The 24,468-nt window shown below is 57.4% G+C and carries 30 protein-coding genes; 18 read left to right on the top strand and 12 right to left on the bottom strand.

The genetic code is table 11. The annotated features are described in order from the left end of the window. Positions 1 to 202, bottom strand: a 202-nt coding sequence (locus tag KP703_RS08745) for a transposase (RefSeq protein WP_215754528.1), incomplete at its 3' end; no start/stop codon positions are given. Between KP703_RS08745 and KP703_RS08740 the strand changes: the two genes are divergently transcribed. From KP703_RS08740 to KP703_RS08730, 3 genes are all read left to right on the top strand, one after another. Continuing rightward, complete coding sequence (locus tag KP703_RS08740) at positions 186 to 950, top strand: peptidoglycan-binding protein (RefSeq protein ID WP_215754527.1); 765 nt, start codon at positions 186 to 188, stop codon at positions 948 to 950. The two genes, KP703_RS08745 and KP703_RS08740, sit on opposite strands and share 17 nt — an antisense overlap. Positions 951 to 1,183: 233 nt before the next feature. Further along, a complete protein-coding gene (locus tag KP703_RS08735) occupies positions 1,184 to 1,339 on the top strand; it encodes a type VI secretion system baseplate subunit TssF (protein WP_215754526.1) in 156 nt (51 codons plus the stop codon). Positions 1,340 to 1,345: 6 nt separating this feature from the next. Next, on the top strand, positions 1,346 to 1,486 hold the full coding sequence (locus KP703_RS08730) for a BrnA antitoxin family protein (RefSeq protein WP_215754525.1): 141 nt from the start codon (positions 1,346 to 1,348) through the stop codon (positions 1,484 to 1,486). A 394-nt stretch (positions 1,487 to 1,880) separates the two neighbouring features. Here the strand turns inward: KP703_RS08730 and KP703_RS08725 are convergent, their stop codons facing one another. Beyond that, positions 1,881 to 2,621: a LuxR family transcriptional regulator gene (locus KP703_RS08725; RefSeq protein WP_062247400.1), complete on the bottom strand. Its 741-nt coding sequence runs from the start codon at positions 2,619 to 2,621 to the stop codon at positions 1,881 to 1,883. Between the two features lie 63 nt (positions 2,622 to 2,684). Then, complete coding sequence (locus KP703_RS08720) at positions 2,685 to 3,263, bottom strand: acyl-homoserine-lactone synthase (RefSeq protein ID WP_167347324.1); 579 nt, start codon at positions 3,261 to 3,263, stop codon at positions 2,685 to 2,687. 352 nt (positions 3,264 to 3,615) lie between these two features. Between KP703_RS08720 and KP703_RS08715 the strand changes: the two genes are divergently transcribed. Then, on the top strand, positions 3,616 to 3,939 hold the full coding sequence (locus KP703_RS08715) for a hypothetical protein (RefSeq protein WP_062141987.1): 324 nt from the start codon (positions 3,616 to 3,618) through the stop codon (positions 3,937 to 3,939). Positions 3,940 to 3,990: 51 nt separating this feature from the next. Here the strand turns inward: KP703_RS08715 and KP703_RS08710 are convergent, their stop codons facing one another. Next, the gene (locus KP703_RS08710; protein ID WP_215754524.1) at positions 3,991 to 4,230 is read right to left on the bottom strand and encodes a hypothetical protein; all 240 of its coding nucleotides are present in this window, start codon (positions 4,228 to 4,230) and stop codon (positions 3,991 to 3,993) included. A gap of 3 nt (positions 4,231 to 4,233) precedes the next feature. Between KP703_RS08710 and KP703_RS08705 the strand changes: the two genes are divergently transcribed. Next, a complete protein-coding gene (locus KP703_RS08705; protein ID WP_215754523.1) occupies positions 4,234 to 4,380 on the top strand; it encodes a hypothetical protein in 147 nt (48 codons plus the stop codon). A 199-nt stretch (positions 4,381 to 4,579) separates the two neighbouring features. Beyond that, complete coding sequence (locus tag KP703_RS08700) at positions 4,580 to 5,089, top strand: RcnB family protein (protein ID WP_062272137.1); 510 nt, start codon at positions 4,580 to 4,582, stop codon at positions 5,087 to 5,089. Positions 5,090 to 5,195: 106 nt separating this feature from the next. On the opposite strand, the gene gabT is transcribed toward KP703_RS08700, so the two are convergent. Both gabT and KP703_RS08690 read right to left on the bottom strand, forming a co-directional pair. After that, positions 5,196 to 6,482 carry a 4-aminobutyrate--2-oxoglutarate transaminase gene (gene gabT, locus KP703_RS08695; RefSeq protein ID WP_215754522.1) on the bottom strand — a complete coding sequence of 429 codons (1,287 nt, stop codon included), beginning with the start codon at positions 6,480 to 6,482 and terminating at the stop codon, positions 5,196 to 5,198. Between the two features lie 147 nt (positions 6,483 to 6,629). Beyond that, a complete protein-coding gene (locus tag KP703_RS08690) occupies positions 6,630 to 7,565 on the bottom strand; it encodes a LysR substrate-binding domain-containing protein (RefSeq protein ID WP_215754536.1) in 936 nt (311 codons plus the stop codon). 478 nt (positions 7,566 to 8,043) lie between these two features. Between KP703_RS08690 and KP703_RS15790 the strand changes: the two genes are divergently transcribed. The 5 genes from KP703_RS15790 (at position 8,044) to KP703_RS08670 (ending at position 11,020) form a co-directional block, all read left to right on the top strand. Beyond that, positions 8,044 to 8,175, top strand: a complete 132-nt coding sequence (locus KP703_RS15790) for a hypothetical protein (RefSeq protein WP_256441391.1) — start codon at positions 8,044 to 8,046, stop codon at positions 8,173 to 8,175. Between the two features lie 288 nt (positions 8,176 to 8,463). Beyond that, a complete protein-coding gene (locus KP703_RS08685; RefSeq protein WP_215754521.1) occupies positions 8,464 to 9,018 on the top strand; it encodes a DUF1643 domain-containing protein in 555 nt (184 codons plus the stop codon). A gap of 10 nt (positions 9,019 to 9,028) precedes the next feature. Beyond that, on the top strand, positions 9,029 to 9,172 hold the full coding sequence (locus KP703_RS08680) for a hypothetical protein (RefSeq protein ID WP_156470085.1): 144 nt from the start codon (positions 9,029 to 9,031) through the stop codon (positions 9,170 to 9,172). After that, positions 9,169 to 10,446 carry an aminopeptidase gene (locus KP703_RS08675; protein ID WP_062141982.1) on the top strand — a complete coding sequence of 426 codons (1,278 nt, stop codon included), beginning with the start codon at positions 9,169 to 9,171 and terminating at the stop codon, positions 10,444 to 10,446. The genes KP703_RS08680 and KP703_RS08675 overlap by 4 nt, the downstream gene beginning before the upstream one ends. A 22-nt stretch (positions 10,447 to 10,468) precedes the next feature. Then, positions 10,469 to 11,020 (top strand): hypothetical protein, encoded by a 552-nt coding sequence (locus tag KP703_RS08670; protein WP_215754520.1) that lies wholly within the window; start codon positions 10,469 to 10,471, stop codon positions 11,018 to 11,020. A 75-nt stretch (positions 11,021 to 11,095) separates the two neighbouring features. Here the strand turns inward: KP703_RS08670 and shc are convergent, their stop codons facing one another. The 5 genes from shc to KP703_RS08645 form a co-directional block, all read right to left on the bottom strand. Further along, on the bottom strand, positions 11,096 to 13,177 hold the full coding sequence (gene shc / locus KP703_RS08665; RefSeq protein ID WP_215754519.1) for a squalene--hopene cyclase: 2,082 nt from the start codon (positions 13,175 to 13,177) through the stop codon (positions 11,096 to 11,098). Positions 13,178 to 13,220: 43 nt separating this feature from the next. Continuing rightward, a complete protein-coding gene (locus KP703_RS08660; RefSeq protein WP_215754518.1) occupies positions 13,221 to 13,787 on the bottom strand; it encodes a TetR/AcrR family transcriptional regulator in 567 nt (188 codons plus the stop codon). A gap of 143 nt (positions 13,788 to 13,930) precedes the next feature. Then, positions 13,931 to 14,845: an EipB family protein gene (locus KP703_RS08655; RefSeq protein ID WP_215754517.1), complete on the bottom strand. Its 915-nt coding sequence runs from the start codon at positions 14,843 to 14,845 to the stop codon at positions 13,931 to 13,933. A gap of 64 nt (positions 14,846 to 14,909) precedes the next feature. After that, complete coding sequence (gene aspS / locus KP703_RS08650; RefSeq protein ID WP_215754516.1) at positions 14,910 to 16,706, bottom strand: aspartate--tRNA ligase; 1,797 nt, start codon at positions 16,704 to 16,706, stop codon at positions 14,910 to 14,912. A gap of 71 nt (positions 16,707 to 16,777) precedes the next feature. Continuing rightward, positions 16,778 to 17,836: a low specificity L-threonine aldolase gene (locus KP703_RS08645; protein ID WP_373687462.1), complete on the bottom strand. Its 1,059-nt coding sequence runs from the start codon at positions 17,834 to 17,836 to the stop codon at positions 16,778 to 16,780. A gap of 170 nt (positions 17,837 to 18,006) precedes the next feature. Between KP703_RS08645 and KP703_RS08640 the strand changes: the two genes are divergently transcribed. The 7 genes from KP703_RS08640 to KP703_RS08610 all read left to right on the top strand — a co-directional run bounded on the left by KP703_RS08640 (position 18,007) and on the right by KP703_RS08610 (position 23,526). Further along, entirely contained in the window at positions 18,007 to 18,657 is a 651-nt protein-coding gene (locus tag KP703_RS08640; protein WP_252353949.1) for a 50S ribosomal protein L25/general stress protein Ctc, read from the top strand. 84 nt (positions 18,658 to 18,741) lie between these two features. Beyond that, positions 18,742 to 19,323: an aminoacyl-tRNA hydrolase gene (gene pth, locus KP703_RS08635; protein WP_062141976.1), complete on the top strand. Its 582-nt coding sequence runs from the start codon at positions 18,742 to 18,744 to the stop codon at positions 19,321 to 19,323. Next, positions 19,323 to 20,417, top strand: a complete 1,095-nt coding sequence (gene ychF, locus KP703_RS08630; RefSeq protein WP_062248424.1) for a redox-regulated ATPase YchF — start codon at positions 19,323 to 19,325, stop codon at positions 20,415 to 20,417. The genes pth and ychF overlap by 1 nt, the downstream gene beginning before the upstream one ends. Before the next feature lie 124 nt (positions 20,418 to 20,541). Next, on the top strand, positions 20,542 to 21,771 hold the full coding sequence (locus KP703_RS08625) for a glutamate-5-semialdehyde dehydrogenase (protein WP_373687463.1): 1,230 nt from the start codon (positions 20,542 to 20,544) through the stop codon (positions 21,769 to 21,771). Positions 21,772 to 21,779: 8 nt separating this feature from the next. Continuing rightward, positions 21,780 to 22,442 carry a nicotinate-nucleotide adenylyltransferase gene (locus tag KP703_RS08620; RefSeq protein WP_215754514.1) on the top strand — a complete coding sequence of 221 codons (663 nt, stop codon included), beginning with the start codon at positions 21,780 to 21,782 and terminating at the stop codon, positions 22,440 to 22,442. An 89-nt stretch (positions 22,443 to 22,531) separates the two neighbouring features. Continuing rightward, the gene (gene rsfS, locus KP703_RS08615) at positions 22,532 to 22,984 is read left to right on the top strand and encodes a ribosome silencing factor (protein ID WP_043550215.1); all 453 of its coding nucleotides are present in this window, start codon (positions 22,532 to 22,534) and stop codon (positions 22,982 to 22,984) included. 86 nt (positions 22,985 to 23,070) lie between these two features. Next, positions 23,071 to 23,526, top strand: coding sequence for a 23S rRNA (pseudouridine(1915)-N(3))-methyltransferase RlmH (locus tag KP703_RS08610; protein WP_215754513.1), 456 nt, complete (start codon positions 23,071 to 23,073; stop codon positions 23,524 to 23,526). Positions 23,527 to 23,550: 24 nt separating this feature from the next. On the opposite strand, the gene KP703_RS08605 is transcribed toward KP703_RS08610, so the two are convergent. After that, positions 23,551 to 24,465 carry an N-acetylmuramic acid 6-phosphate etherase gene (locus tag KP703_RS08605; protein WP_215754512.1) on the bottom strand — a complete coding sequence of 305 codons (915 nt, stop codon included), beginning with the start codon at positions 24,463 to 24,465 and terminating at the stop codon, positions 23,551 to 23,553. Positions 24,466 to 24,468 lie beyond the last annotated feature (3 nt).

Genomic DNA, 24,468 nt, shown 5'->3' with positions numbered 1-24,468 from the left:
CCGCAGTCCATGGCGGCAGATCGTTCGGCATCGCACGCCATGCAATGCCGTAACGGATCACATACCGAAGACCGTTGAACAACTCTCTCAGATTATGGTGTCGCTGGTCCGCATCTTCTTTCATCAAAAGGAGGTATGGAACAATCAGAGACCACTCTTCGTCACTGATATCAGACGGATACGGTTTGCGGGCAGTATTCATCCATCTGTTCTGGAACACTTACGCCAGAAAGTACATAACACCCTCTAAAGCAGATCCAAGCTATTATATCTCCAAGATGGACGAGATAACGCAGAAATATAAAGCGCGTTTGTCCGGGAGCGCCCTGGAAGAGGCTAGTCGCCCGATTGACCAGCACATTGCGCTTCAGCAAAAATTTATTGATCTTGGATATCTTCCTGTTGGCAGCATTGCGGACGGTGTGTACGGCGAAGGCACGAGAGAGGCTATTTCCACATGGCAGCGTGTGTCTCACCGCCCTTCTGATGATGGGTTTATTTCTGATGCTGATGCGGTTGTATTGTCAGGTGCCAATGCACCGCAACAAACGCAGATAGCTTCTGCGCCTCCGGTAAATTATGCGCCGCCACAGCAGGCAGTAACACCGGCTCCAGCCGACCCGGTATCAGGAGTTTGTATTGGGCAACCTCAGCCTATGAACCTCATTATAGGTTTTAATGACCCTTACGCCGCTAAGGGAAAATGCTACGAGGTCCTGATTGCGTCTCGCTTTGGTCGACGTCAGTGGATTGATGAGCATACCGTTCTGATTATTGATAGCCTGCCATCGAGTTCAGAGGCTTATGAAACGATCGTGCAGGATCCAAACGGCCACATTCAGTATGGTAAGGTCGCAATAGTGATAGGTGTTGACCCCACCAAATACACAGCTGCTTCTGGGGAAATGGTCGTTGCTCCCACGCTTGAAGTCCTGAAATACGTGAACTGATTTATATCGTGCTGTCCGTACGAATTTCATCTGTACAGACTTTACAAGATACTACTTGAGCAAGCCTTACCCTGACGGGGTAAGGTAATAATATTGAGCAGAATACATGGGCGTTCTGGTACTACTCGTTCACAAGGACATCATGCGCCTTCATGTGCTGGTATTCAGCATTGAGACGCACATCGTCCGAATCATCAGCCTGCGCAAGGCTAACAAACGAGAGGCAAAGCTCTATGCCGCGCAAACCTGACTTTATCATGCCGACAGACGAGGAAGATGCCCGTATCAATCAGGGCATTACTCTGGACGCAGACAATCCTGAACTGACCGAGCGGGATTTCCGGCGGCCGGTTCCTGCTTCCGCTATTGTGCCTGATTTTGCTTCGTAGCGGTGGGTGAGCGGCCCACAGAAAGCCCCGATAAAGAAGCTGGTTTCTATCCGGCTTGACCCTGACCTTGTTGATCGCCTGAAACAGGATGGTCCGGGCTGGCAAGGGCGCGTGAATGACATGCAGCACGAGGCGGTGGGGCTCTAGCCACAGCTTGCAGTCATAATTGACGTTCGCGTCCCTGAGGCAAAACATCCTGTACCAGTCGATTGAGGCTGACTCCACGATCTGACGCCTTCGCGCTCAGAGAAACCGAAAGAGCTTCAATGTCCGGCTAGGCATATTACCTGAGACGGGACATTTGGAAATTAACCTCAGCGTTCGTCTATGCTCGGCTGTACGGCGGGAGACTTGGGCTGGTAAGGTTGAGGCTTCCCGCGTTTCCGCAGTAATGCTGGGAAAAATAGGACAAGTTACCCCTTGGAACATGGAGTTTGAAGAAATGTCCGCAAACGACCGTGGCGGAGAGATAGGTAATGCACGAGGATATAAAGAGATTATGGAATGATTTGGGGGGCTAGGTAGGGGGACATTCTCCGCCTCATATAATTCCCAAACGAATAGCTTTAGCGACGGCGCCGCAGGTTGTCTGGCTTCGTAATTTCGTGCGTGCTGAAGACAGGTAGAGGCGTATCGCTGCTTCAGAAATGCCGAGTTTTTCGCTTATTCTCTGGGCCATCAGGCCTGCCGCGCAAAGGGCAAGGCAATCTTTCTCGCGCGCCGATAAACGCGGGATATCCTGTTCTGATCGCAGCCCGGCTTTGCGGGCGTGCCATTCATGCAGGTAAAGGCCAACCTGACTGAATGTTCTTGCGTAACAACTCTTGAGAGGCGGATTGAAGGCGTTCGGACCGGTTATGGTCAAGATGCCGAGTTCTCCCCGTAGTCCCCGGAGGGGGATAGTGAGTCCAGACTCTCCCACACCATATTCCCGGGATAAATCCATCACGTGCTGTTCGCGGGGGGTGCGACAGACGATTTTAGACCATTCAAAAGGTAAGGCACTTTCAAAGAGTCTGTTAACGGTCGGGTCGTCTTTTAGAAAGCCTTTGGAAAGATAGAGTTCCTGCCAGTTCTCATTATATGTTGTAATAAGAGGTGGCGCTTTGCTTTGCTGCGGGATGGAAGAAAGCATGGCGTAAGTCAGGTTTTCAATACCTGAAGATTTTTTGATTTCTTCAATAATTTTCAAAATGTCGTTTTGTGTATCAGACTCGTTTATATCATCAAAAAGACTATCGTTGATGGGGATGATCTGCGGGTCAAATTCTGAGTTCGTCATACAGCACAGACACCATTCAGAGGATGGGTCTGATACTGTATGAGCGGGGGCAAGGGGTGTCTATTATGCGGCGAGGGCGTATCGATGCGCGATGTCATGCATGCGGGGTTCTGACATCTCAAACGTTCCCAGCACGATAGGTTTGCCATCCCATTCAGATGTTGTAACCGGGATAGGATCCCATCCTGAGCGCATCAGGATACGATACATTGGTTTAAAAAAGACACCAGTGACAATATCAATTCCTGCATCCAGACATATTTCGGAAAGCTTTACAAAAAGTTCTCCAGTATAGGATGCAGGATCTCCTTTCCGGTATGTTGCGCAATACCTTGTTACTTCCCAAATGTTTGCGCCGTAGATATCGGGGCAGTTGGGGAAAAAGCGATGGAAAACGTTCCGCAGCATTGTCGGGCCAGTTGTCGGTAATAGTCTGATGGATGTGGCATGGGACCCATCAGGACGTTCTACGACAATATAAAGCGGGTTATATTGCCGGTCATATTCATCTTCTTCTCTCTCATGCTCAACTTTCACATCCCAATGCATGCGTGTGTGAAAAACATCAGCCCGTGCACGGACCATATTTTCATACGTTCTGTAATTTTTCATTCTTTCTGAGAATGTGAATACTTTAATCATGTCACTATCCATTTGGTTGCGGATAATGAAAATTAACTTTCTACGGATAAATAAAAATATATCGATTATAATATATTTATTTGTGCGTAGTTGTTTTGTATTCTGGCAGGCTTTCTGCACCGCTCTTGTTTATTAACTATTTTACATATTTGTGTCGAAGTGAATATTTGAACACCTTCATCCTGCTTGGGGCTGGATTCTGGCAGTCGTTTGCAGATTTGGGGCGTGAGGGAAAACGAAGCGCTTTGCCAGGCGTTAAAGGGCACCGTAGGGAAGCGGCTAGATCGTTTTTTTTGAATGGAGAGGGTGTGTTCTAAAAGCTCACTCTTTTGAAAGATGAGGGAGTATAGGCATGCGAACAGAACACGCGATAGCTCAGGACATTGAGGACCGCGAAAGGCGGATAGAACTGCTGGTCAAACGGTTGCCTGCGCGCATGCAGAATGCTGTTCACTGGCTGCGGCGGCCTCAGGCGCGTTGGGTGCGTATGCCGGCGGGCGCGTTCTTTATTCTGGGTGGGTGTCTGGCTATTCTGCCGGTGTTTGGGGTGTGGATGCTGCCACTCGGCTTTTTACTGTTGTCCGATGATGTTCCGCCATTACAGCGCCTGACCAATAAAGCGTTGGCGTGGGTTGAAGCCAAACGGCCTCATTGGATGGGGCTGCCGCATTTGTAAAAAGGCTCCCCGCGCGGGCAGTTCAGTTTGCCAGCTTATCGCTATTTTTAGTTAACGGGCTTCTTCCATTTTAATATCGTCAGCCTTCAGGTCTGGGACGACGTCTTTTTCTGGCTGACAGGGAAAAGAGGGACGCGTTGCCTCAGGCTGTTCTTCCTGATCGGTTTTCTCTGGAGGCGGCTGATGAGGGTGAGGGCCAAAACCATTCATGGCCTGCCGCATGCCCATTCCGGCTAACCCGCCAGCCATATTTCCCGCTCCGGGAATGGCTCCCAGGGCAGCCGGCAACATTGTTTGCATGGCATTTCCAACCTCTATCCTGCCGTGGAAGGCGCGATGGTGAGCCGGGGCCGTATTCTGGCAAGTTGTTTCAGCCGTTTTTTCTTTATGGGAGGCACACCCAGCTATGCTGAGGCTGAGTACGACAAGGCCAATACGTAAACGGCTGATCATGGGAAACCTTTGTCATCAGGATCGTTTCATACAGGCCATGCGTGTATGAGCCTTTTCCATAAAGGTGATGATTTCTGGTTTGGAAAGAGGGGTTTATCATTATTTCAAAAATGAAAAGAATGAAGCCCGGACAAACTTTTGCCACACCCCCGGCGGAACAGTGGTCATGTTACAGATGAGGTCTCTTATGAAGACAAAATTTATCCTTGCTCTGGCTCTCGGGTGTTTTGCCGTAGCAGCACCCCAGTCCTATGCTGATCCGCGTGGTCAGGGTGGGCCGGGTGGTCATGGCGGGCCCGGTGGCGCAGGCGGCCCCGGTGGTGGCGGTCAGCACGGCAACCGTGGTCCTAACATGGGCAATGGCCGTGGTGGCCCGCAGCAGGCTTACGATATGAACCGCCGCTGGACGCGTGGCGAACGGTATGATGGCCCGCGTGAATCCCGCTGGATGGTGAATGACTGGCGGCGTCAGCCGGGCCTGTGGGCTCCGCCTAGTGGGTATCAGTGGATGCGTTACGGCAACCAGTTCCTTCTGACAGCGCTCACCACGGGCATTATCGCTGGTGTTGTAAATGCAGGCATGACGGCGGTCACACCGGCTGTTCCCGTTGTTCCCGCAACTCCGATGGTGCCTGTTGCACCGGGTTACCCGGCAACGCAGGGCTATCCGACCGGCAACTATGGCAGCCCGTACTAATTCAAAGGCTTTTCTGAAAAAACGCCATTTGCATATCAATAAAAAAGGGGATGCAGCCAGATCTGGCGCATCCCCTTTTTTGTAACCTGTGCGGATCTGTCCGACGTCAGGCTTTGGCTGCGTCTGCCAGCGTCTGTTCGATCAGGTCCAGACCTTCATCCAGCAGGGCATCAGAGGCGGTCAGAGGGGTGAGGATACGGATGGTCGCCCCTTTCACGCCACACGCCAGCAGGATCAGCCCTTTTTCACAGGCCAGAGCGCAGAGTTTGCCAGCGGCACCCGCCCGCTGTTCGGTGCTCCCATGGGTTTCCAGAATATCAAACGCCACCATTGCCCCCAGACCACGAGGCATGCTGACGGGCAGGAGGTCGGAGCGTTTGTGCCAGCTTTCAATGCGGGTGCGCAGGCGCTCACCCATGGCATTGGCGCGGTCCAGAAGCTTTTCTTCTTCAATCACGTCCAGCACGGCAAGTGCGGCGGCACAGGCCAGTGGTGCGCCTGCGTACGTGCCACCAAGGCCGCCGGGCGGGACTGCATCCATCAGGTCTGCACGGCCAATTACGCCGGAAATTGGCAGGCCACCGCCAAGAGATTTCGCAACCGAGACCAGATCCGGCTCAACGCCGGAATGTTCAATGCCGAACATCTTACCGGTACGGGCAAAGCCACTCTGCACTTCATCAGCAATCAGTTTGATGCCGTGTTCATCGCACAGGCGGCGGAGTTCTTTCAGCAAAGCTGTCGGGGCGACACGGAATCCGCCTTCACCCTGCACAGGTTCAATAATAATGGCCGCGACCTGCGTAGGGGCAATATCAGCCGCAAACAGGAAGTGCAGCATTTTCAGGCTGTCTTCCACGCTCACATCACTGTCGGGGAAGGGGATGTGATAGACCTGACCGGGAAGCGTTCCGAAAGGAGCCTTGTAAGGCAGCACTTTTCCCGTCATGGCAGAGGCCAGCAGGGTGCGGCCATGAAAGCCGCCACAAAATGCAATGACGGCATTCCGGCCTGTTGCAGCACGGGCAATTTTTACGGCGTTTTCCGTTGCTTCCCCACCGGTTGAGAAGAAAATGGTCTTGGCCGGGCCGGAGAACGGGGCGCGTTCGTTCAGTTTTTCAGCAAGATCAATATAGGATTCGTAGGGAGAAACCTGAAAAGCCGTATGCGTGAAGCGTTCAAGCTGAGCTTTGACGGCGGCCATAACCTTCGGGTGGCGGTGCCCGACATTCAGCACCGCAATGCCGCCGCCAAAATCAATATAACGGCGACCTTCCACGTCCCACAGTTCCGCATTTTCGGCACGGTCTGCAAAAATGGGGGTGGAGGAGGCCACGCCACGGGGCACGGCATTGGCCCGGCGCGTCAGAAGGTCCTTGTTGGTGGTGCTCATGCCGTCTGGCTCCTGAAAAAGAAGGCTGCGCGGAAGCGGCTGCCCGAACAGAATTGTTTCAATGTCGTAAGTGGTTTTCAGGCTGCACGGGAGGCGATTTTTTCTTGCGTGCATGGTGATGAATGGTCACCACCCCTCTTAGGTATATCAGGAGGCAAGTCGCTCTCGTGAGATTTGTTCCAGCAGCCAGTCCCGAAAAAGGCTCAGGCCCCGGTTTTCCCAGCCCCTGTCTGTGGTCCGCAGCACGTAGGAGCCGAGGGGCGTGTTCTGGATGGGCGTTCGGGTGGGCTGGATGCGGATCAGGCGTCCTGTTTCCAGATCATCCCCCAGCAGGAACGGGTTGCTCAGGGCAATGCCTTCCCCCGCACGGGCGGCAGCCAGCGTAATATGGGCCTGCCAGAGGCGGCCTGCACTGGGAATGGTTTTGGCCGGCACATGCTGGGCCTGAAACCACAAACGCCATTCTGCATCATCTTCTTCCTGCAGCAGAGGGGCGTGGAGCAGATCCGCCACGGTTTCCGGCTGCCCGCCGAGTGCTGCCAGGCCTACCGGGGAGATCACCGGAAAAACGGGAGGCCGCGCAATATCTACGCTGCACAGGCCGCGCAGAGTGAGGGCTGCGGCGGTATCTCGTACATAGCAAATGTCTGCATGGGTCTCGGCCGCAATGCCGGTGGCGTGGAAGGCCGTGTTCGCATCAATCGGCCGCAGCATAAAATCGATCCCCGGATAAGTCCGGCGAAAGGCAGCAAGGCGTGGAAGCAGCCAGTGATATGCAAAGCCGTGCACGCAGGTCACGGTCAGGCTGGGTGTCTGCTGCCGGATTTCTGCGGTTGCGCGGGCCAGTCCCTCCAGATGAGGAAGGATCTGGTTATAATAAGTCTGCCCTGCTGGTGTGAGGCCGCCTGTGGTGCGGTTGCGGAGCGGTGTGCCGAGCATCTGTTCAAGGTCGCGCACATGTCGGCTAATGGCAGCGTGATCCACGCGCAGTTCCGCAGCTGCACGCCGAATGCCCCCGGTACGGGCAAAGGCAGCAAAGGCATTCAGGGCAGCCAGAGGAGGGATGCGGTATCGCTGGTCCATAGGGGCGCAAGACAACTGTTGAGCCTGCTACTTGGGCGCAAAATGGGTTGTACGCAAGGGATACGGCGTGGACCACAATGCGGCGCGACTCCCCGTCTTTCCTGAGTGTGAGCAGGGTAAGGAAAGAGGAAAGGCAAATTTTTTTGCGAAAAAAGAGCAAAAATCCCGGAAAACCACCGATTTTTTATCACGAAATCGTTATGCCTGAAATTTAATCAAATGCTTTGAAAATGATCCACTCCTGTGGGTGGGACGCCTCCCCGCATCACGACTGCCTGTTTTTTATACTACAAATATTATCGGGATATGCTGATAAAATACAGTGTTTTTTAGGAGTGATTACTGGAAGATTAGGTATGAAGCAGACTGATTAACTCTGCATTTTCTGAATATCTGGGTGCTTTTATTTTCCTGTTGCGGAAGGGAAGCGAGGTGTGGTTTTAGCCGTCCACACGATAAATCCAGAGGAAAATAAATAATGCTTATTCATGTTGTTAATGACGCCATGTCCGCCGCCATGCAGGTTGCCCCGATGGCTCCGATGCTCGCCTTCCTGCCGATTGTTGCCATGCTGATGCTGGCTACTGTGTTTTCTGACCGCACAGCCTGAGCGTTTTTACGCGTTTCAGTCTGTTTTCCCTGTGTCAGCCTGCTGTGGCGTTGTGCCACATCATTAAGGCGAACGCAGGTGTCCGGACCGTCATTCCTGAGGAATGACGTCAGTCCGGGGCGGGCCGCCTGCCAGAGCAGAGCCCGACCTTGCTGCCTCGTGCAGCCTTTTCCCCCTTTATGCTGACTTACCGTGCGGCTCCATCTTCCCTGACAGATGTTTCTGTTTAAAACCGGGTGATCCGTCTTTTGATTAAGGCGTGTTGTTCATCACTGTTCGGGGCTGCACATGCAGGATCTTTTTAACGCGCATCATGTCGGGAATTCCCGCCCGCTTGGTTTGTCTGACGATGTTGTCAGCACCGCAACCTATGGCGGCCCGGACCAGTGCTATCGTTACACGCTTAAACGTGTGTGGGATGCGTCGCGCCCTGTCGTGATGTGGCTGATGATGAACCCCTCCGTTGCAACGGAAGTGGGGGATGACCGCACTGTGGCCAAATGCCAGCGTTATGCCCGCGCATGGGGGTATGGCGGCATTCTGGTGGGCAATACCTTTGCCTATCGCTGCACCGACCAGAAGCGCCTGCTGGAAACGCCGGATCCGGTCGGGCCGGAGAATGATGCCGCTCTTCTGGAAATGGCGCGCGAGGCGGATCTGGTGATCGCCGCCTATGGCTCTCCCCAGCACAAGGCCCTGCGTGATCGTGGTCCAGCCGTTGTACACACGCTCCAGCAGCACGGCATTCCTGTGTATGGCATGAAAGTGGGGGTTAATGGCCGCCCCTGTCACCCGCTTTATCTGCCATCTGCTCTCAAGCCTGTGCTGCTGCCTGCGTCCTGATCAGGGTTGCGTGGCGGCTCAGACGGTTGACGAAAGCACGCCTTCAGTATCCGATCAGCAGGAACAGGGTCAGGCCGCAGCACAGTCCCTGCGGCAGGGCCGGGAATACGGCGGGGATGCATGCCTCGCTCCTGTAGGGGAAGGATTGGAATGACTGGTTCGTCACAGGCGCAGAACGCCGCACCGGAAGAGAACACGCAGGCCCGCATGCTGGACCGGCTGGGAGAAGTGGCTGTACGCACCGGCCTGAATGTGGCGCCGGGGCAGCAGGTGATTATCACCGCGCCGCTGGATGCCGTGCCGCTGGTGCGGCGCGTGACAGAACACGCTTATAAGGCCGGGGCGTCGCTCGTCACCACCTTTTATGCGGATGAAGAAACCACTCTGGCCCGCTACCGCTTTGGGCATGAGGACACGTTTGACACCGCAGCCGACTGGATGGCGCGCGGCATGACGGAGGGTTTCCGTGCCGGGGCCGCGCGTCTGGCTATTACCGGGAGCAACCCGGCCCTTCTGGCAGGGCAGAACCCGGAGCATATTTCCCGTGCCAGCCGGGCAGCTTCCCGTGTGAACCGACCCGCCATGGAGATCATCACCAATTTTGATGTGAACTGGAATATCGTCGCAACCGCCACGCCCGCATGGGCCAAAGTGGTGTTTCCTGATCTGCCGGAAGATCAGGCAGTCGCGCGTCTGTGGCAGGCTATTTTTGCAGCCTCTCGTCTGACGGGGGCTGACCCGGTAGCCGACTGGGCGGAGCATAACGCCAACCTGCATCGTCGCGCTAAGTTTCTGAACGACGCCCGTTACGCCGCACTGCATTTTACCGGACCGGGGACGGACCTGATGGTGGGTCTGGCCGATGGGCATGACTGGGCTGGCGGGTCTGAAAAAGCGGGTAATGGCATTATCTGCAACCCGAATATCCCGACGGAAGAAGTCTTCACCACTCCGCACCGCCTGAAGGTGGATGGGCATGTGTCCAGCACCAAGCCGCTTTCTCATCAGGGCACGCTGATTGATGAAATCCGCGTGCGGTTTGAAGGCGGCAAGATTGTCGAGATGCATGCCGCAAAAGGGGAAGAGGTTCTGGCTCGCGTGCTGGATACGGATGAAGGTGCGCGCCGGCTGGGTGAAGTGGCCCTCGTGCCGCATTCCTCGCCCATCTCGCAGAGTGGAATCCTGTTCCAGAACACGCTGTTTGATGAAAACGCTGCCAGCCACATCGCACTGGGCCAGGCTTACACCAAATGCATGCTGGATACGGCCGGGCAGGATGAAGCCGCTCTGGCCGCGCGTGGCGCCAATAGCAGCATGATCCATATCGACTGGATGATCGGCTCTGGTGAAATTGACGTCGATGGCATTGATGCAAATGGGACCGCCGTGCCCCTGATGCGCAAAGGTGAATGGGCTATTTCAGCCTGATATGAAGAAGGATTGTCTTTTTATGCATGGAATGAAGAAGGCCGCTCTGGCCGCAGTTCTGACGGCAGGAAGCGTGCTGGCTCAGCCTGCTCTGGCGCAGACCGCAGCTCCGGCTCAGGCACCCGCCCAGCCGCAGGGCGCACCGGCTGCCCGTCCCAACCTGACCCCGGAGCAGATCACCACTTTGCAGCGGGATATGACGACCGCTCTGCACTACAAACTGGCGTCCAATGTGGTGCCGCGTCTGACGTCTACGCTTAAATCCATTCAGGCAGCCCATATTCAGCCGCCGGGGCGGTTTGGCATGTCCCTGGAAGAGCAGATTGCTATGGTCGGAAAAGTGTCGGGTCTGGAACCGATTTTGAAAACCAACGGTTTCACGGCACGCGAATTTGTTATGAGCCTGACCTGTGTGGGTCTGACCGGCAGCCTGATGAATGTGCCGCCGGGGCAGGCGACGGGCGGTGTCCCGACACCGGAGGCGGCCAATGTTGCAATTCTGAAGAGCAATCCGCAGGAAATGCAGGAGCTGATTACTGTTTTACGGGCGGAGCATCAGCCTGCTGCGCAGTAAGACGCGGAACGATCATTCACTCTTTGCAGGCGGGCAGCATTGTAAAAATGCTGCCCGTTTTTGTTTGTGGAAAGTTTAAGCGACGGCTTCTGCCAGATTTTTTTTGGCAGCGTTAATCGCCTTTTCCGTGGTGACGTTTGGCGTTATCAGGCGGCTTGCCCGACTAAGCGCCATGATGGGGAAAAACTGCCGGTACAGGTCATACCGCAGCATGAACGCTCTTGAGAGTTCTGCGCCCTGAAGCAGACGTTTTGACAAAGCCGGATCATCCAGCTTGATGGTCTGACCAACGCCGTATCCGGGGAAGCCGGTGCCGGTATATTCTTCTTCCGTCCAGCTGCCATCCGGCTCCTGCCGGTCAATCAGATAGCGGCAGCCTTTTTCAATCGCGGCATAATCCTGTGGACGGCCAGCGGCAATCAGCCCCATCAGCGCCCACGCTGTCTGAGACGGTGTGGTTTTACCGCGTCCAATGGAGGAAACCTCCATATAGGAGGCACAGCTTTCACCCCAGCCTCCATCGTCCTGCTGGTAGGCGACCAGCCAGTCACAGGCTTTGGTGATGTAGGGCTGCGTCATGTCCTCCCCAATGGCAGCCAGAGCAGGCAGAACAGCCCCGGTGCCATAGACATAATTCACGCCCCAGCGGCCAAACCACGGTCCCTGCGGGTCCTGTTCAGCCCGGACATACGCCAACGCGCGTTGAATGCACGGCAGGTCACGCGGGAGGCCAAGAATCCCGAAGGCTTCCAGAATATGCGCCGTCACATCCACAGAGGGCGGGTCAAGCGCTTCCCCAAAGTCACAGAACGGGATTTTGGAAAGCAGGGTTTTGTTATTGTCTTTATCAAAAGCCCCCCAGCCGCCGCAGGAGCTCTGCATGCCGACCAGCCACCGTACGGCCCGCGCAATGGCCTCTTCAACGCCGCGTTCTTTCCATTCCGGCCTGTGGCGGCAGGAGGCGAGGGCGATCAGCGCGACGGCGGTATCGTCCGTATCCGGGTAGAAGTCATTGGCATATTCAAAGGCCCAGCCGCCCGGTTCCACATTGGGCAGTTTGATGGACCAGTCGCCTTTCACGCGGACCTGCCGGTCCAGCAGCCAGCCCAGAGCTTTGTCCATCTGCGGTGTGAAGCGTTCTTCGGCTTTGGCGTCATGCAGAGCCATAATGGCCAGCATGGTATCCCAGACCGGGCTGTTCGTGGCCTGAATCCAGGAGGCATCGCCTTTATCATGACGCCAGCCGGGATCATTCAGCGCATCAAGCGCCTTGGCCATGACGGGGTGATGGAACTGGAACCCTTCTCCATGCAGAGCCATCAGGCCATAAACCCACGGTGGCTGAATACCGCCCCAGCCCCCATCCGCATCCTGATGGCGGATGATCCATTCCAGCATATGGCGGATGGCGGCTTCACGCATTGTATTGCGCTTGAGAAATTTGGACTGGAGCCAGTGCAGGCCTTTATCTGTCGTGCGAAAGAAATCTGACCAGAGATCCCGACCTTCCTTCTTGGGGAGCGTATAGTCAAAATTCGCACGCCCTTCAGGGAAGAGCGCATTCAGGCGATCCTGCGGGCGCAGGGGGCGGCTGGGGCGGCGCGCGGATATCACGGCTAGCGGAACCAGCGTGGCACGCGCCCACTGCGCAAAATTATAGATGGAAAAAACAAACTTATTGGGGAACCAGATAATTTCCGGCGGTAGGTTGGGGGTTTTCTCCCACGGCCATTCCCCGATGAGCGCCAGCCAGTAGCGCGTGAAAACCCGGATGTTTCTCAGGCCGCCTTTTTGCGCAATCCATGTGCTGGCCTTGTGCAGAGCGGGATGGTCTTCCGCATAGCCGAGTGAGCGTAAGGCCGCATAGGCTTCAACCGTCGCGTTGATGTCCCCGTTGCCTGCGCCCAGATAAATCCCCCATGCGCCATCGTCCCGCTGCGTTTGCAGCAGCGCATTGCCCAGACGCGGGCGCAGCGGATGGTCGTCCAGACCAAGAAACCACAGTGCCAGACACCATTCTGCCTCCATGGAGGCATTGGACCCAACTGGCCCAACCCAGTGACCATCGGGCTTTTGCTGGCTGATCAACCACTCACAGGCGGAAGAGACAGTATGGGTCAGGCTGTTTCCCATACTTTTGAATAGTGGCATATTCATTCTATAAACACCTACAAAAAATAGAAGATCTTGTCTGGACGATTCAGGTTTTTGATGGTCTGGCTGCCTCTTTCGGCAACATCAGTTTTTGAATATCCGCAAAGGCCGCATGCCATTCTGCGTCTGGCATGGTGATAAAACCAAAGCTGCGGAGAAAAAAAGCACCTTCTGCAGCAAAAATCATTGTGCGGATCTGCCGTGCTTCATCAGAATGGCAGACATCGTTTGTCAGCCAGCTGGCATACCAGTCTCGTATTTTTTTGAGATGATCTGGAGATTGCAGAAGGGTGATGAGCGTGCCGGCAATCCGGGTGCGGGTTGCATCATCAAGCTGGCCACAGGCCAGAACATATGCCCGTGCCTTATCAGCAGGACTGGCGTCCGGCGGCGTGTGTTTCTGCACTTCTGAATCGAAAGCTGTAATCCAGCGGTCAATCAGGGCCGTAATCAGGTCGTCCTTACTGCCAAAACAGTATTGCAACCCGCCTTTGGTAATTCCGGCCTCCCGGGCGACCGCGTCGAGCGTGAGGGCGATTGCGCCGTCTCTCTGGACTAGCTGCTCCGCACACTCCATGACCCGTTCCCGGTTGATGGTTCTGGGGCGTGCCATAACCTTACTCTTGCTCGTTGTTTCCGTCCAATCGGAATTAAACGAGATATTTTTCCCTTACAAGCCTGTTTTGGGCATACAGCCATGCCCGTTGCGTGGCCCTGTGGTGCGGTGCTTCCGCGCTTTACGAAGGGGGCGCGGCGTCAGCAGTGGGCGGCGCGCGGCGGAAGGGTCAAACTATGGAGGGTGCCGCGCATGCGAAAATCGCCAAAATCCATATCCAGCATGTCGGAAACGCCATTTGCAAAATAGCGCATGCCAATCTCGTAGTCTGGCAAGATGCTGTCCGGTGTGCGGCTGAAGAACGCCACATGCACGCGCCCGGCAGACTGATTGGTCAGAGTGGGGGACGTGACCGGGTCTTTTGGCGGTCCCCAGCCCAAAAGCGTGATGTACGTCTCCTGCGCGCCATCGGGGCCGGTGCCGTCAAACAGCAAGGGGGCAATATTCGGTGCGCCACGCTGGGCGGCAGCAAGAATGGCGGCGGTGTGCGCCATGGGGAACAGCGTGCCCTCAGGCAGCTTCAGCGTTTTCTTGATCGGCTTCTCATACTGCACCACGCCGTGCCCCTGCGCATCGACATTGGCTTCTCCGCTGACAACCTGCAGCACAGCATCATTGGATTTCTGCACAGTGCGAAATACCAGATGCCGCCCATCCTTACTTTCCAGCGTGGTGTAGTCGGACACCATATTGACGGCGCCGCCGTTGCGGGTCGCGCTTTGAATGTCCAGATGTTGCTGGGTGGACCATGCCGAGCAGGTATCGCGCACCACATAGGTCATGCTGCCCGTGGCAGAGAGCGTGTTGCCGCCGGATTCCGCCAGGCTGAGGTCATAGAGCGCCCGCTGGCCAACCAGTGTGCTGGTGGCGGTCGCTGGGGCGGATGCCGGTGTGGGGGAAGAAGGGTGTGCTGCTGCAAGGCAGGCGGAGGGCAGGGCGCTTAAAAGAAACGCCGAGGCCAGATAGGCCCGGAAGGGGCGGCCCCCGTCTGGTCGGGGTGTCGGGTTAATGTGGCTGAACGCCCGACGGGCATGGCGGCGGAGGAATGCAGTCATGCCTGCGAGAAAAGAGCATCCGGGGCGGGAGCGCAACCACCCCGAATGCGGCATCTGACGTGCGTCAGTCTTTTTTAACGGTCGGTTTCGGCTTGGGCAGGTCCAGAGCCAGAGAAAGCTCTTTCAGCCGTTCCGGCGGTACGGTGGCCGGAGCGCCCATCATCAGGTCTTCGCCCTGCTGGTTCAGCGGGAACAGGATGACTTCACGAATGTTCGGCTCATCCGCCAGCAGCATGACAATACGGTCCACACCCGGAGCAGACCCACCATGCGGCGGCGCACCGTAACGGAAGGCGTTCAGCATGCCGCCAAACCGGGCCTCCACTTCGCTTTCCGGATAACCGGCAATCTCGAAGGCGCGGATCATCACGTCTGGCAGATGGTTACGGATTGCGCCGGATGAGAGCTCAATGCCGTTACACACAATGTCATACTGGTAAGCGTTGATTTCCAGCGGGTCCTTGGTGTTCAGCGCTTCCAGACCACCCTGCGGCATGGAGAACGGGTTGTGCGAGAAGTCGATGCGTCCCGTTTCCTCGTTCATTTCATACATCGGGAAGTCGGTAATCCAGCAGAAGCGGAAGGCGTTCTTCTCAATCAGGTCCAGCTCTTCCGCAATGCGGGTGCGGACCAGACCGGAGAACTTGGCCACTTCATCACCTTTGCCAGCGGCAAAGAACACGGCATCACCCGCGTTCAGGCCCAGCTTGGTGCGAATGGCTTCAACGCGGTCCGCTTCCAGATTCTTGGCAATCGGGCCTTTGCCGCCTTCTGCCTCAAAAATGATGTAGCCCAGACCACCGGCACCGGACTCGCGGGCCCAGTTATTCAGTTTGTCAAAGAACGCGCGCGGCTTGTCTCCAGCACCGGGGGCCGGAATGGCGCGAATTTCGCCGCCACCTGCCGCAATGCGGGCAAACAGACCAAAGCCGGAGCCAGCGAACTCTTCCGTCACATCAGAAATCAGCAGCGGGTTCCGCAGGTCCGGCTTGTCGGAGCCATAGACCTTCATGGCGCGCGCGTAGGGGATCCGTTCAAACGGGGCCTGACTGACGGTCCGGCCATTACCGAACTCGGTGAACAGGCCGGACATCACGTCTTCCAGTGTCGCGAATACTTCATCCTGCGTGGCGAAGGCCATCTCGAAATCGAGCTGGTAGAACTCACCCGGAGAGCGATCGGCACGGGAGGCTTCATCACGGAAGCAGGGAGCAATCTGGAAGTAGCGGTCAAACCCGGCAACCATTGCCAGCTGTTTGAACTGCTGCGGGGCCTGCGGCAGGGCGTAGAACTTGCCGGGGTGCATGCGGGCGGGAACGAGGAAGTCGCGTGCGCCTTCCGGGGAGGATGCAGTCAGGATGGGGGTCTGAAGCTCAATGAAGTTCAGATCCGTCATCCGCTTGCGCATGCTCTGGATCACGCGGGCGCGCAGCAGCATGTTGTGGTGCACGCTCTCGCGGCGCAGGTCGATATAGCGATAGCGCAGGCGGAGGTCTTCCGGATAGTTTTCATGGCCAGCGACCTGCAGGGGCAGAACAGCGGCGGAAGACTGCACCACAAACTCACGGGCGCGCACTTCAATATCGCCGGTGGCCAGATCCGGATTGCGGGTGGCTTCCTCACGGCGGACCACCTCCCCCGTGACCGTAATCACGCTTTCAACACGGGTGTTTTCAGCCAGTTCCATGGCCGGGTCACCCGCCGGGATCACAATCTGGGTGATGCCGGTTTCGTCGCGCAGATCGATAAACAGCAGGCCGCCGTGGTCCCGTTTGCTGTGGACCCAGCCGGACAGGCGCGCTGTGGTGCCGGCATCCTGTGCGCGAAGAGCCGAACAGCTATGGGTACGGTAAGGGTGCATTCTCTCGTCCTGAAATTGAGGGCCTGTGTTTCTATAACTGCGCGGGAGGAAGCCGGGGAGCCGCGCAGATGTCAAGGAAAAGACGTGGGATGCCGTGTCATGCAGGCGCGGATATCGGCTGCAAGCGCTTCAATGGCAGCACTTTGCGCATCCCATGCAAACAGGAAGCGGGCCGCCGCACCAAAGAAGGTATGGAATCGCCAGCCTCTGGCGCGCAGGCTGTTCATGGCCTGCTCGGGCATGAGCAGAAACACGGCATTGGACTGCGCGGGCCAGGCCAGCTGCACGCCGGGAATAGTCTCTATGGCCTGTGCGAACTGGCGGGCGCTGGCATTGGCATGCTCCGCATTCCGCAGCCACGCACCGCTTTTGATCATGCTCAGCCAGGGAGCTGTGATGAACCGCATCTTGGAGGCCAGTTGCCCGGCCTGCTTGGCGCGTTCGGCAAAGCCGCGGGCCAGAGAGCGGTCAAAAAACACTACGGCATCGCCCACGGCCAGACCGTTCTTGGTGCCACCAAAGCTCAGCGCATCCACGCCTGCTTCCCACGTCATGGCGGCTGGTGTGCAGCCTAGTGCAGCAACAGCGTTGGCGAACCGGGCCCCGTCCATATGCAGTTTTAACCCACATTCCTTGCAGACTTCGGCCAGCGCACGGATTTCTTCCAGCGTATAAACCAAGCCATTTTCCGTCGGCTGCGTGATGCTGACCACAGCAGGTTCCGAGGCATGGGGGCTGCTGGCCTTGCGACGGCACAGGCGGATGGCGTCTGGCGTCAGCTTGCCATCCGGGCAGGGGGGTGTGAGCAGCTTGCTGCCGCCGGAAAAGAATTCGGCCGCACCGCGTTCCGATGTTTCGATATGGGCAATGTCAGACGCAATTACGCTGCAATACGGCGGGCAGAGCGTGGCCAGCGCCAGCGCATTGGCCGCCGTGCCCGTCAGAACAAAAAAGACCGAGGCCTGCGTGCCGAACAGGGTGCAGATGGCGTCGGCCGCCAGACGGGTCCAGGCATCATCCCCATAGGCGGGGGCGGAGACGGTAGAGGAAGCGCGGGTGATGGCTTCCAGTGCTTCCGGGCAGATGCCCGCATAATTGTCACTGGCAAATTGCTGCGGCGTGTCTGACATCGGCATGGTCCGGGTTGGCGGGCGCGGGGAGGGGCTTCTATACCGTCTCCGGCTCTGTCCGTCATAGCCTTAATTGCGGGGTTTTCTGCCGCCCAATGGTCGGGAGCATTGCTTTTCTCCCCCCTTTCCGGTATGGCGACCGCACCGTGCAGGCACCCCTGGAGGCCTGCATGTTTTGGTTTTTAGGAGAATTCAACGTGTCCAAGATTACATCTATCGAAGTTTCGGCGCGCGCGAAGGCTGGTAAGGGGGCAGCGCGTGCAACGAGACGTGCTGGTCTGGTACCGGGCGTGATTTATGGCGGTAAAAAAGAACCGACTCTGATCGCTCTTGATCCCCGCATTGTTGTTAAAGGGATTCAGGCTTCCGGCTGGCGCTCACGCGTTTACGAAATCAAGGTTGCCGGTGGTGGTACCGAACGCGCCCTGATTCGTGACATCCAGCTGCACCCGGTGAAAGACTCTCCGGAACATATCGACTTCATGCGTCTGGCAGCTGGTCAGAAAGTGACCGTTGAAGTCTCCGTTCACTTCTCTGGTGAAGAAAAAGCTCCGGGCATCAAGCGCGGCGGCGTTCTGAACATCGTGCGTCACACGGTTGAAGTTGAAGCGGATGCAGAACACATCCCTGAATTCTTCACGGTTGATCTGTCCGAACTGGACATCAACGACAACGTGCGTTGGGAAGACCTTAAGGGCACGGAAAATGTGACCCCGCTGGTGCACATCCCCAACTTCGTGATCGCCACGATCGCCGCACCGAGCGTTGATGCAGCTGACGAAGCTGAAGAAGGCGAAGCAGCAGAAGCTCCTTCTGCCTGAACGCCAGACTGACGTTCTGAAAATTAGAGGATGGGGGCATGTGCACAGCACGTGCCCCCAACTCACCAAGATGCAGGACCAGTGATGTTGCTCTGGGCCGGACTCGGTAATCCCGAGTCTTCGATGAGCCGACACAGGCACAATGTCGGTTTCATGGCAGTGGAAGCCATTGCCAGCCGCTACGGATTTTCTCCATGGCGGACCCGTTTTAAGGGACTCGTTTCGGAAGGCCGGATTGGCACGCATCGCGTGCTGCTGCTGCGCCCCATGACGTACATGAATCTTTCCGGAACAAGTGTGCAGGAAGCCGCGGCGTTTTATAAGATTACGCCCGACCATATTACCGCTTTTCATGACGAGCTGGATCTTGCGCCGGGTAAGGTGCGGGTCAAGCGCGGTGGCGGGGCTGCAGGGCATAACGGCCTGCGTTCCATGGACAAGATGCTTGGCACTCCGGACTACTGGCGTGTGCGGATTGGTATCGGACACCCCGGTGCCAAGGAGCGCGTGCATGGCTGGGTGCTTGGAAATTTTACAGACACGGACCGACAGACCTGGCTGGAGCCTCTGCTGGATAAAATGGCAGATGCAGCGCCTCTGCTGGCTGAAGGCCGGTCGGATCAATTCATGACGCAGGTTGCGTTGCCAGATGGGAGTAAAGGCTGATGGGGTTTAATTGCGGTATTGTCGGTCTTCCCAATGTGGGCAAGTCCACCCTGTTCAATGCGCTGACAGCAACAGCCACGGCGCAGGCGGCCAACTATCCGTTCTGCACCATTGAGCCCAACGTGGGCCGCGTGGCCGTGCCGGACCCCCGGCTGGAAAAGCTGGCAACGGTTGGTAAATCCCAGAAAGAAGTGCCCACCAGTCTGGAATTCGTGGATATTGCCGGCCTCGTGCGGGGCGCGTCCCGCGGGGAAGGGCTGGGCAACCAGTTTCTGGCCAATATCCGTGAAGTGGACGCCATTATCCACGTGCTGCGTTGCTTTGAAGATGATGACATTACGCATGTTGAAGGGGGCGTGGACCCCGTGCGTGATGCGGAAATCATCGAAACGGAACTGATGCTGGCGGATCTGGATTCGCTGGAAAAGCGTCTGCCTGCCCTGCAAAAGCGCGCCAAGAACCGTGATGCCGAAGCCATGGCGCAGGTTGAAGTCGTCGAACCGCTGATTGAAGCGCTCAAGGAAGGCCGTCCGGCCCGCACCGCCATTCCGGCCGGGGCGGAAGAGGCTGTGCGTCGCTTGCAGCTGATGACCACCAAGCCGGTTCTGTATGTGTGCAATGTGGATGAAGACTCCGCAGCCACCGGGAATGATTTCTCCAAAAAAGTGCAGGCCAAGGCGGCAGAAGAAGGCGCTGCCGTGGTGATTGTTTCCGCCGCGATTGAAGCCGAAGTCAGCCAGCTGGCGGATGAAGAACGCCGCGAGTTTCTGGAAGGTCTGGGCCTGAGCGATAGCGGTCTGGACCGTGTGATTGCAGCAGGTTACGGCCTGCTGGGCCTGCGCACCTACTTTACGGTGGGGCCGAAGGAAACCCGTGCCTGGACCATTACCGAAGGCACCAAGGCACCGCAGGCCGCTGCCGTAATTCACAATGATTTTGAACGCGGCTTCATTGCATGTGAAACAGTAGCCTATGATGATTACATTCAGTTCGGGGGTGAGGCCGGTGCGAAAGAAGCCGGTCGCCTACGGATTGAAGGGCGGGATTACGTGGTGAAGGACGGGGACGTCCTGCTGTTCCGCTTTAACGTCTGAGCGAGACCGCACAGAGCGTTTGGACAACAGAGAAACGGGGATGAAGGACGCCATCATGAAGGCGCAGGAAGACGGGCAACAGGGCGTGGCACAGCAGACGGTTTCCGGGGCTGTGCCAGGCCCAATGGTAGCCCTGGCGCGTCGGGCCAGACTGGCGTCCCGCACTCTGGCACAAACTCCGTCCTCCGCGCGGGACCGGGCCCTGTGGGCTGCTGCCGCTGCTATTCGTGAGGCCAGTCCGGCTATTCTGGAAGCCAACGCGAAGGATCTGGAAGCCTCTACGGCGCGCGATGCGTTCCGTGACCGCCTGACCCTTACCCCCGAGCGGGTGGAGGCCATGGCGGTTGGGCTTGAGGAAATGGCGGACTTGCCGGACCCTGTTGGTCGAATTCTGGAAGAATGGACGCGCCCCAACGGCCTGCGCTTCCGCCGTGTGGCAACACCCGTTGGCGTGATTGGCGTGATTTATGAAAGCCGGCCCAATGTGGGTGCGGACGCCGCGGGTCTGTGCATCAAGTCCGGCAACGCCGTGCTGCTGCGCGGTGGGTCGGAAAGCCTGCACAGTGCGCGGGCTATTCATGCAGCTATTCAGGCTGGCCTGCGTGCGGCTGATCTGCCGGAAGATGCCGTGCTGATTGCCCCGGATGCAGACCGTGTTCATGTGGCGGATATGCTGGGGGCTGCGGGTCTGGTGGACCTGCTCATTCCCCGTGGTGGCCGTTCTCTGGTGGAACGTGTGCAGCGGGAAGCGCGTGTGCCGGTTCTGGCGCATGCCGATGGTCTCTGCCACACCTATGTGCATTCTGCTGCGGACCCGAGCATGGCCCGCCGTATTGTGCTGAATGCCAAAATGCGGCGTGTGGGCATTTGTGGCGCGACTGAAACGCTGCTGATTGATGCTGCGATTGCGCCCTCTCTGCTGCCCCTGATTGTAAGTGATCTGGCGGAGTTCGGCTGCACCTTCCATGCAGATGCAGAAGCCCGGGCGATTATGCCGGATCTGCCTGCCGCGACAGAGCAGGATTTTTCCACGGAATGGCTGGATGCCGTGCTGAACATCGCCGTGGTGGATGGTGTGGATGAAGCACTGGATCATATCCAGAAATACGGTTCTTCCCATACAGAAGCCATCGTTACGTCTGATGAAGCCGTCGCAACCCGTTTTCTGAACGGGACGGATAGTGCGGTGGTGATGTGGAATGCTTCCACCCAGTTCTGTGATGGTGGCGAGTTCGGCTTTGGTGCGGAAATCGGCATTGCGACAGGCCGCTTCCATGCCCGTGGGCCAGTGGGCGTGGAGCAACTGACGACCTTCCGTTACGAGGTGATCGGCACAGGGCAGGTGCGGACCTGAAACCTGGCATGGTCTGCCGGGATAGGATTCCCACCTGGGGAGACCGTCGCTTTGCGCGGATTGGTCTGCTGGGTGGGTCTTTCAATCCCGCGCATCTGGGGCATCAGACCATTGCGCGCCGTGCGTTGGGGGCGCTGGGGCTGGATCAGGTCTGGCTCATGGTCTCACCGGGCAATCCGCTCAAGCCGGCGGCGGGGATGGCACCTTTTGGCAGACGTCTGGCCTCGGCGGCGACTCTGGCCGATGGACGCAGGCTGATTGCCACGGATATCGAAGCCCGACTCGGTACGCGCTACACGTTTGATACGCTGGGTAAGCTGCAAATGCGCTTCCCAAATGTGCATTTTGTCTGGCTGACCGGGGCGGATGGCTTTGTCACCCTGCCAAAATGGAAAGGGTGGAAGCGTCTGCTGCATCGTGTGCCAGTGGCCGTCATGCCGCGCCCGGGGCAGAATATGCAGGCTTTACGGGGGGCTGCGGCGCATTATCTGGCGCATTATCGCCTGCCCTCGCGGCAGGCACGTCTGCTGCCCGATCTTTCACCCCCAGTATGGACTTTTCTTCCGGGGCGACAAAACGGTATATCTGCAACATCAATTCGTCAGCGGGGCGGCTTTGGGGATGGTGCGGGCCATGCCACCGTGCCCAATACGTTAAATTCAGGAGAATGATCATAACCAGCAAGCCACCCGCCGAAGCATCTGCGCGCAGCAGGTCCTCCACGGCCGCCACCAAAAAGACAGCATCCCCCAAACCGGCTCTGGCCGGGGCCGCCAAGGTCACGGGGTCTGTCCGTAAAAAAGCCGCCGCAGCCGGGCCTAAGGGTAAGGTCAAGCGTGAGGCCGCCTCTCCGGATATCATAGCACAGTCGCTCGACATCATCGTCAGCAGCCTGGAAGATGATAAAGGCGAGAACATCGTTGTTATCGATCTGACAGGCCGTGCTTCTTTTGCAGACCGCATGGTCATTGCCACCGGTGTGGCGGACCGTCAGATTTCTGCCATGGCCCAGCATATCGAGCGCAAGCTGAAAGATATCGGCATCAAGCGCGTTCTGGTTGAAGGCGCAAACGGGTCCGACTGGGTGCTGCTGGATACGGGCGATATCGTGGTCCACATCTTCAAGCCGGAAGCGCGCGAACTCTACGGTCTGGAAAAAATGTGGGGCGCTGAGCTTGATGACGGGAATGAAGAGGCTGTGACGCCTGTCTGATCCCGTATCAGGTTTAAGATTTGCGCTTATGCAATGGGGAAGCAGCTTTGCTTCCCCAATTTTTTTACATCAGGGGAAAGTGCGGGATGAAGCTGATTGCTGTCGGGCGCATGAAGGACAAATCTGAACAGGCGCTTGTTGCACGCTATCTTAAACGCTTTCGCCCCAAGCTTGATATTGTAGAGCTGGCCGATGGTCGCGGCAGCCCGGACGAGATCAAGCGACGGGAAGCTCAGGCCATTCTGGCTGCCTGTCCGGATCAGGCTTTTCTGGTTGCATTGGATGAAGCCGGACGCGCCTTTGATAGTCTGGCGTTTTCCGCAGCCATTGCGGACTGGTCCGCTCTGGGGCGCCCACTTTGTTTTGTCATTGGGGGCGCGGAGGGGCTGGATGCATCCGTCATCCAGAGGGCCGACGCCAAACTGACCTTCGGTACACTGACATGGCCGCACATGCTGGTGCGGATCATGCTGGTTGAGCAGATTTACCGCGCACAGGCGATTGCCGCAGGTCACCCGTACCATCGGGCCGGGCGGCCTTAAAAAGCGGCTAGTCCAAAGCGTCGTTTAGCGGTTTTTCAGCACAGTCCGCAGATTGCCTGCGTGTTGTTTTAAAAGAGCACGACCTTCGTCCGGGGCAAAGCCAAAACAGACCAGAACGGCAAGCTTGATGCTGCCTTCGGCTTTTTCCAGAGCGTCTTTTGCTTCGGTTTCCGTGCAGTCCGTCAACTGCTGCACCATGCGGTGGGCGCGGCGCACGAGCTTGGCGTTGACGATCTTCATATCGACCATCTGCCCACGCCATGTATGGCCAAGCCGGATCATCAGCGCAGTGGAGAGCATGTTGAGCGCCACTTTCTGCGCGGTCCCTGCCTTCATGCGGGTGGAACCGGCGACCACTTCCGGCCCGGTTTCAATCAGCAGGCCCAGTTCCGCATCACGCAGGAGGCGGGTGTTCGGACTGCAGGAGAGGCCAATGGTCAGGCTGCCAGCAGCACGCGCACAGGTCAGGGCCGCACAGGTGTAAGGCGTGCCACCACTGGCGGCGACGCCAATGACCACGTCATTCGGGTCAGCCTCATGCGTTATGATGGCGGTGCGGGCGGCCTCTTCATCATCCTCAGCCCCTTCTACCGGCTGGAACAGGGCGGCGTCACCGCCTGCCAGCAGCAGAACCAGCCGGTCTTCCGGCCAGCCATAGGTGGGAATGAGTTCCACACCGTCCTGCAAGCCAATGCGGCCAGACGTGCCGGCACCCACGTAAAACAACCGCCCACCACGTTGTAGGCGGGGGAGAGCCGCCGTAATGGCCTCTTCCATACCGGGAAGTGCGGCTTTGACAGAGGCCACGGCCCCAAGCTGGCTTTCCAGCAGGGCGTCCAGCAGCGTGCCGGTCGGCCAGAGGTCCAGCGCTTCATACCGGGAATCATATGTTTCGGTTTTGGCCGGGACACCGGCGGAAGATGCAACCTGCTGGGTCATGCA

The sequence above is a fragment of the Acetobacter sp. P5B1 genome, from assembly GCF_018811985.1.
Lineage (GTDB): Bacteria > Pseudomonadota > Alphaproteobacteria > Acetobacterales > Acetobacteraceae > Acetobacter > Acetobacter cerevisiae.
Note: the sequence above shows the minus strand (reverse complement) of the source record. Positions and strands in the feature narration are given on the sequence as shown.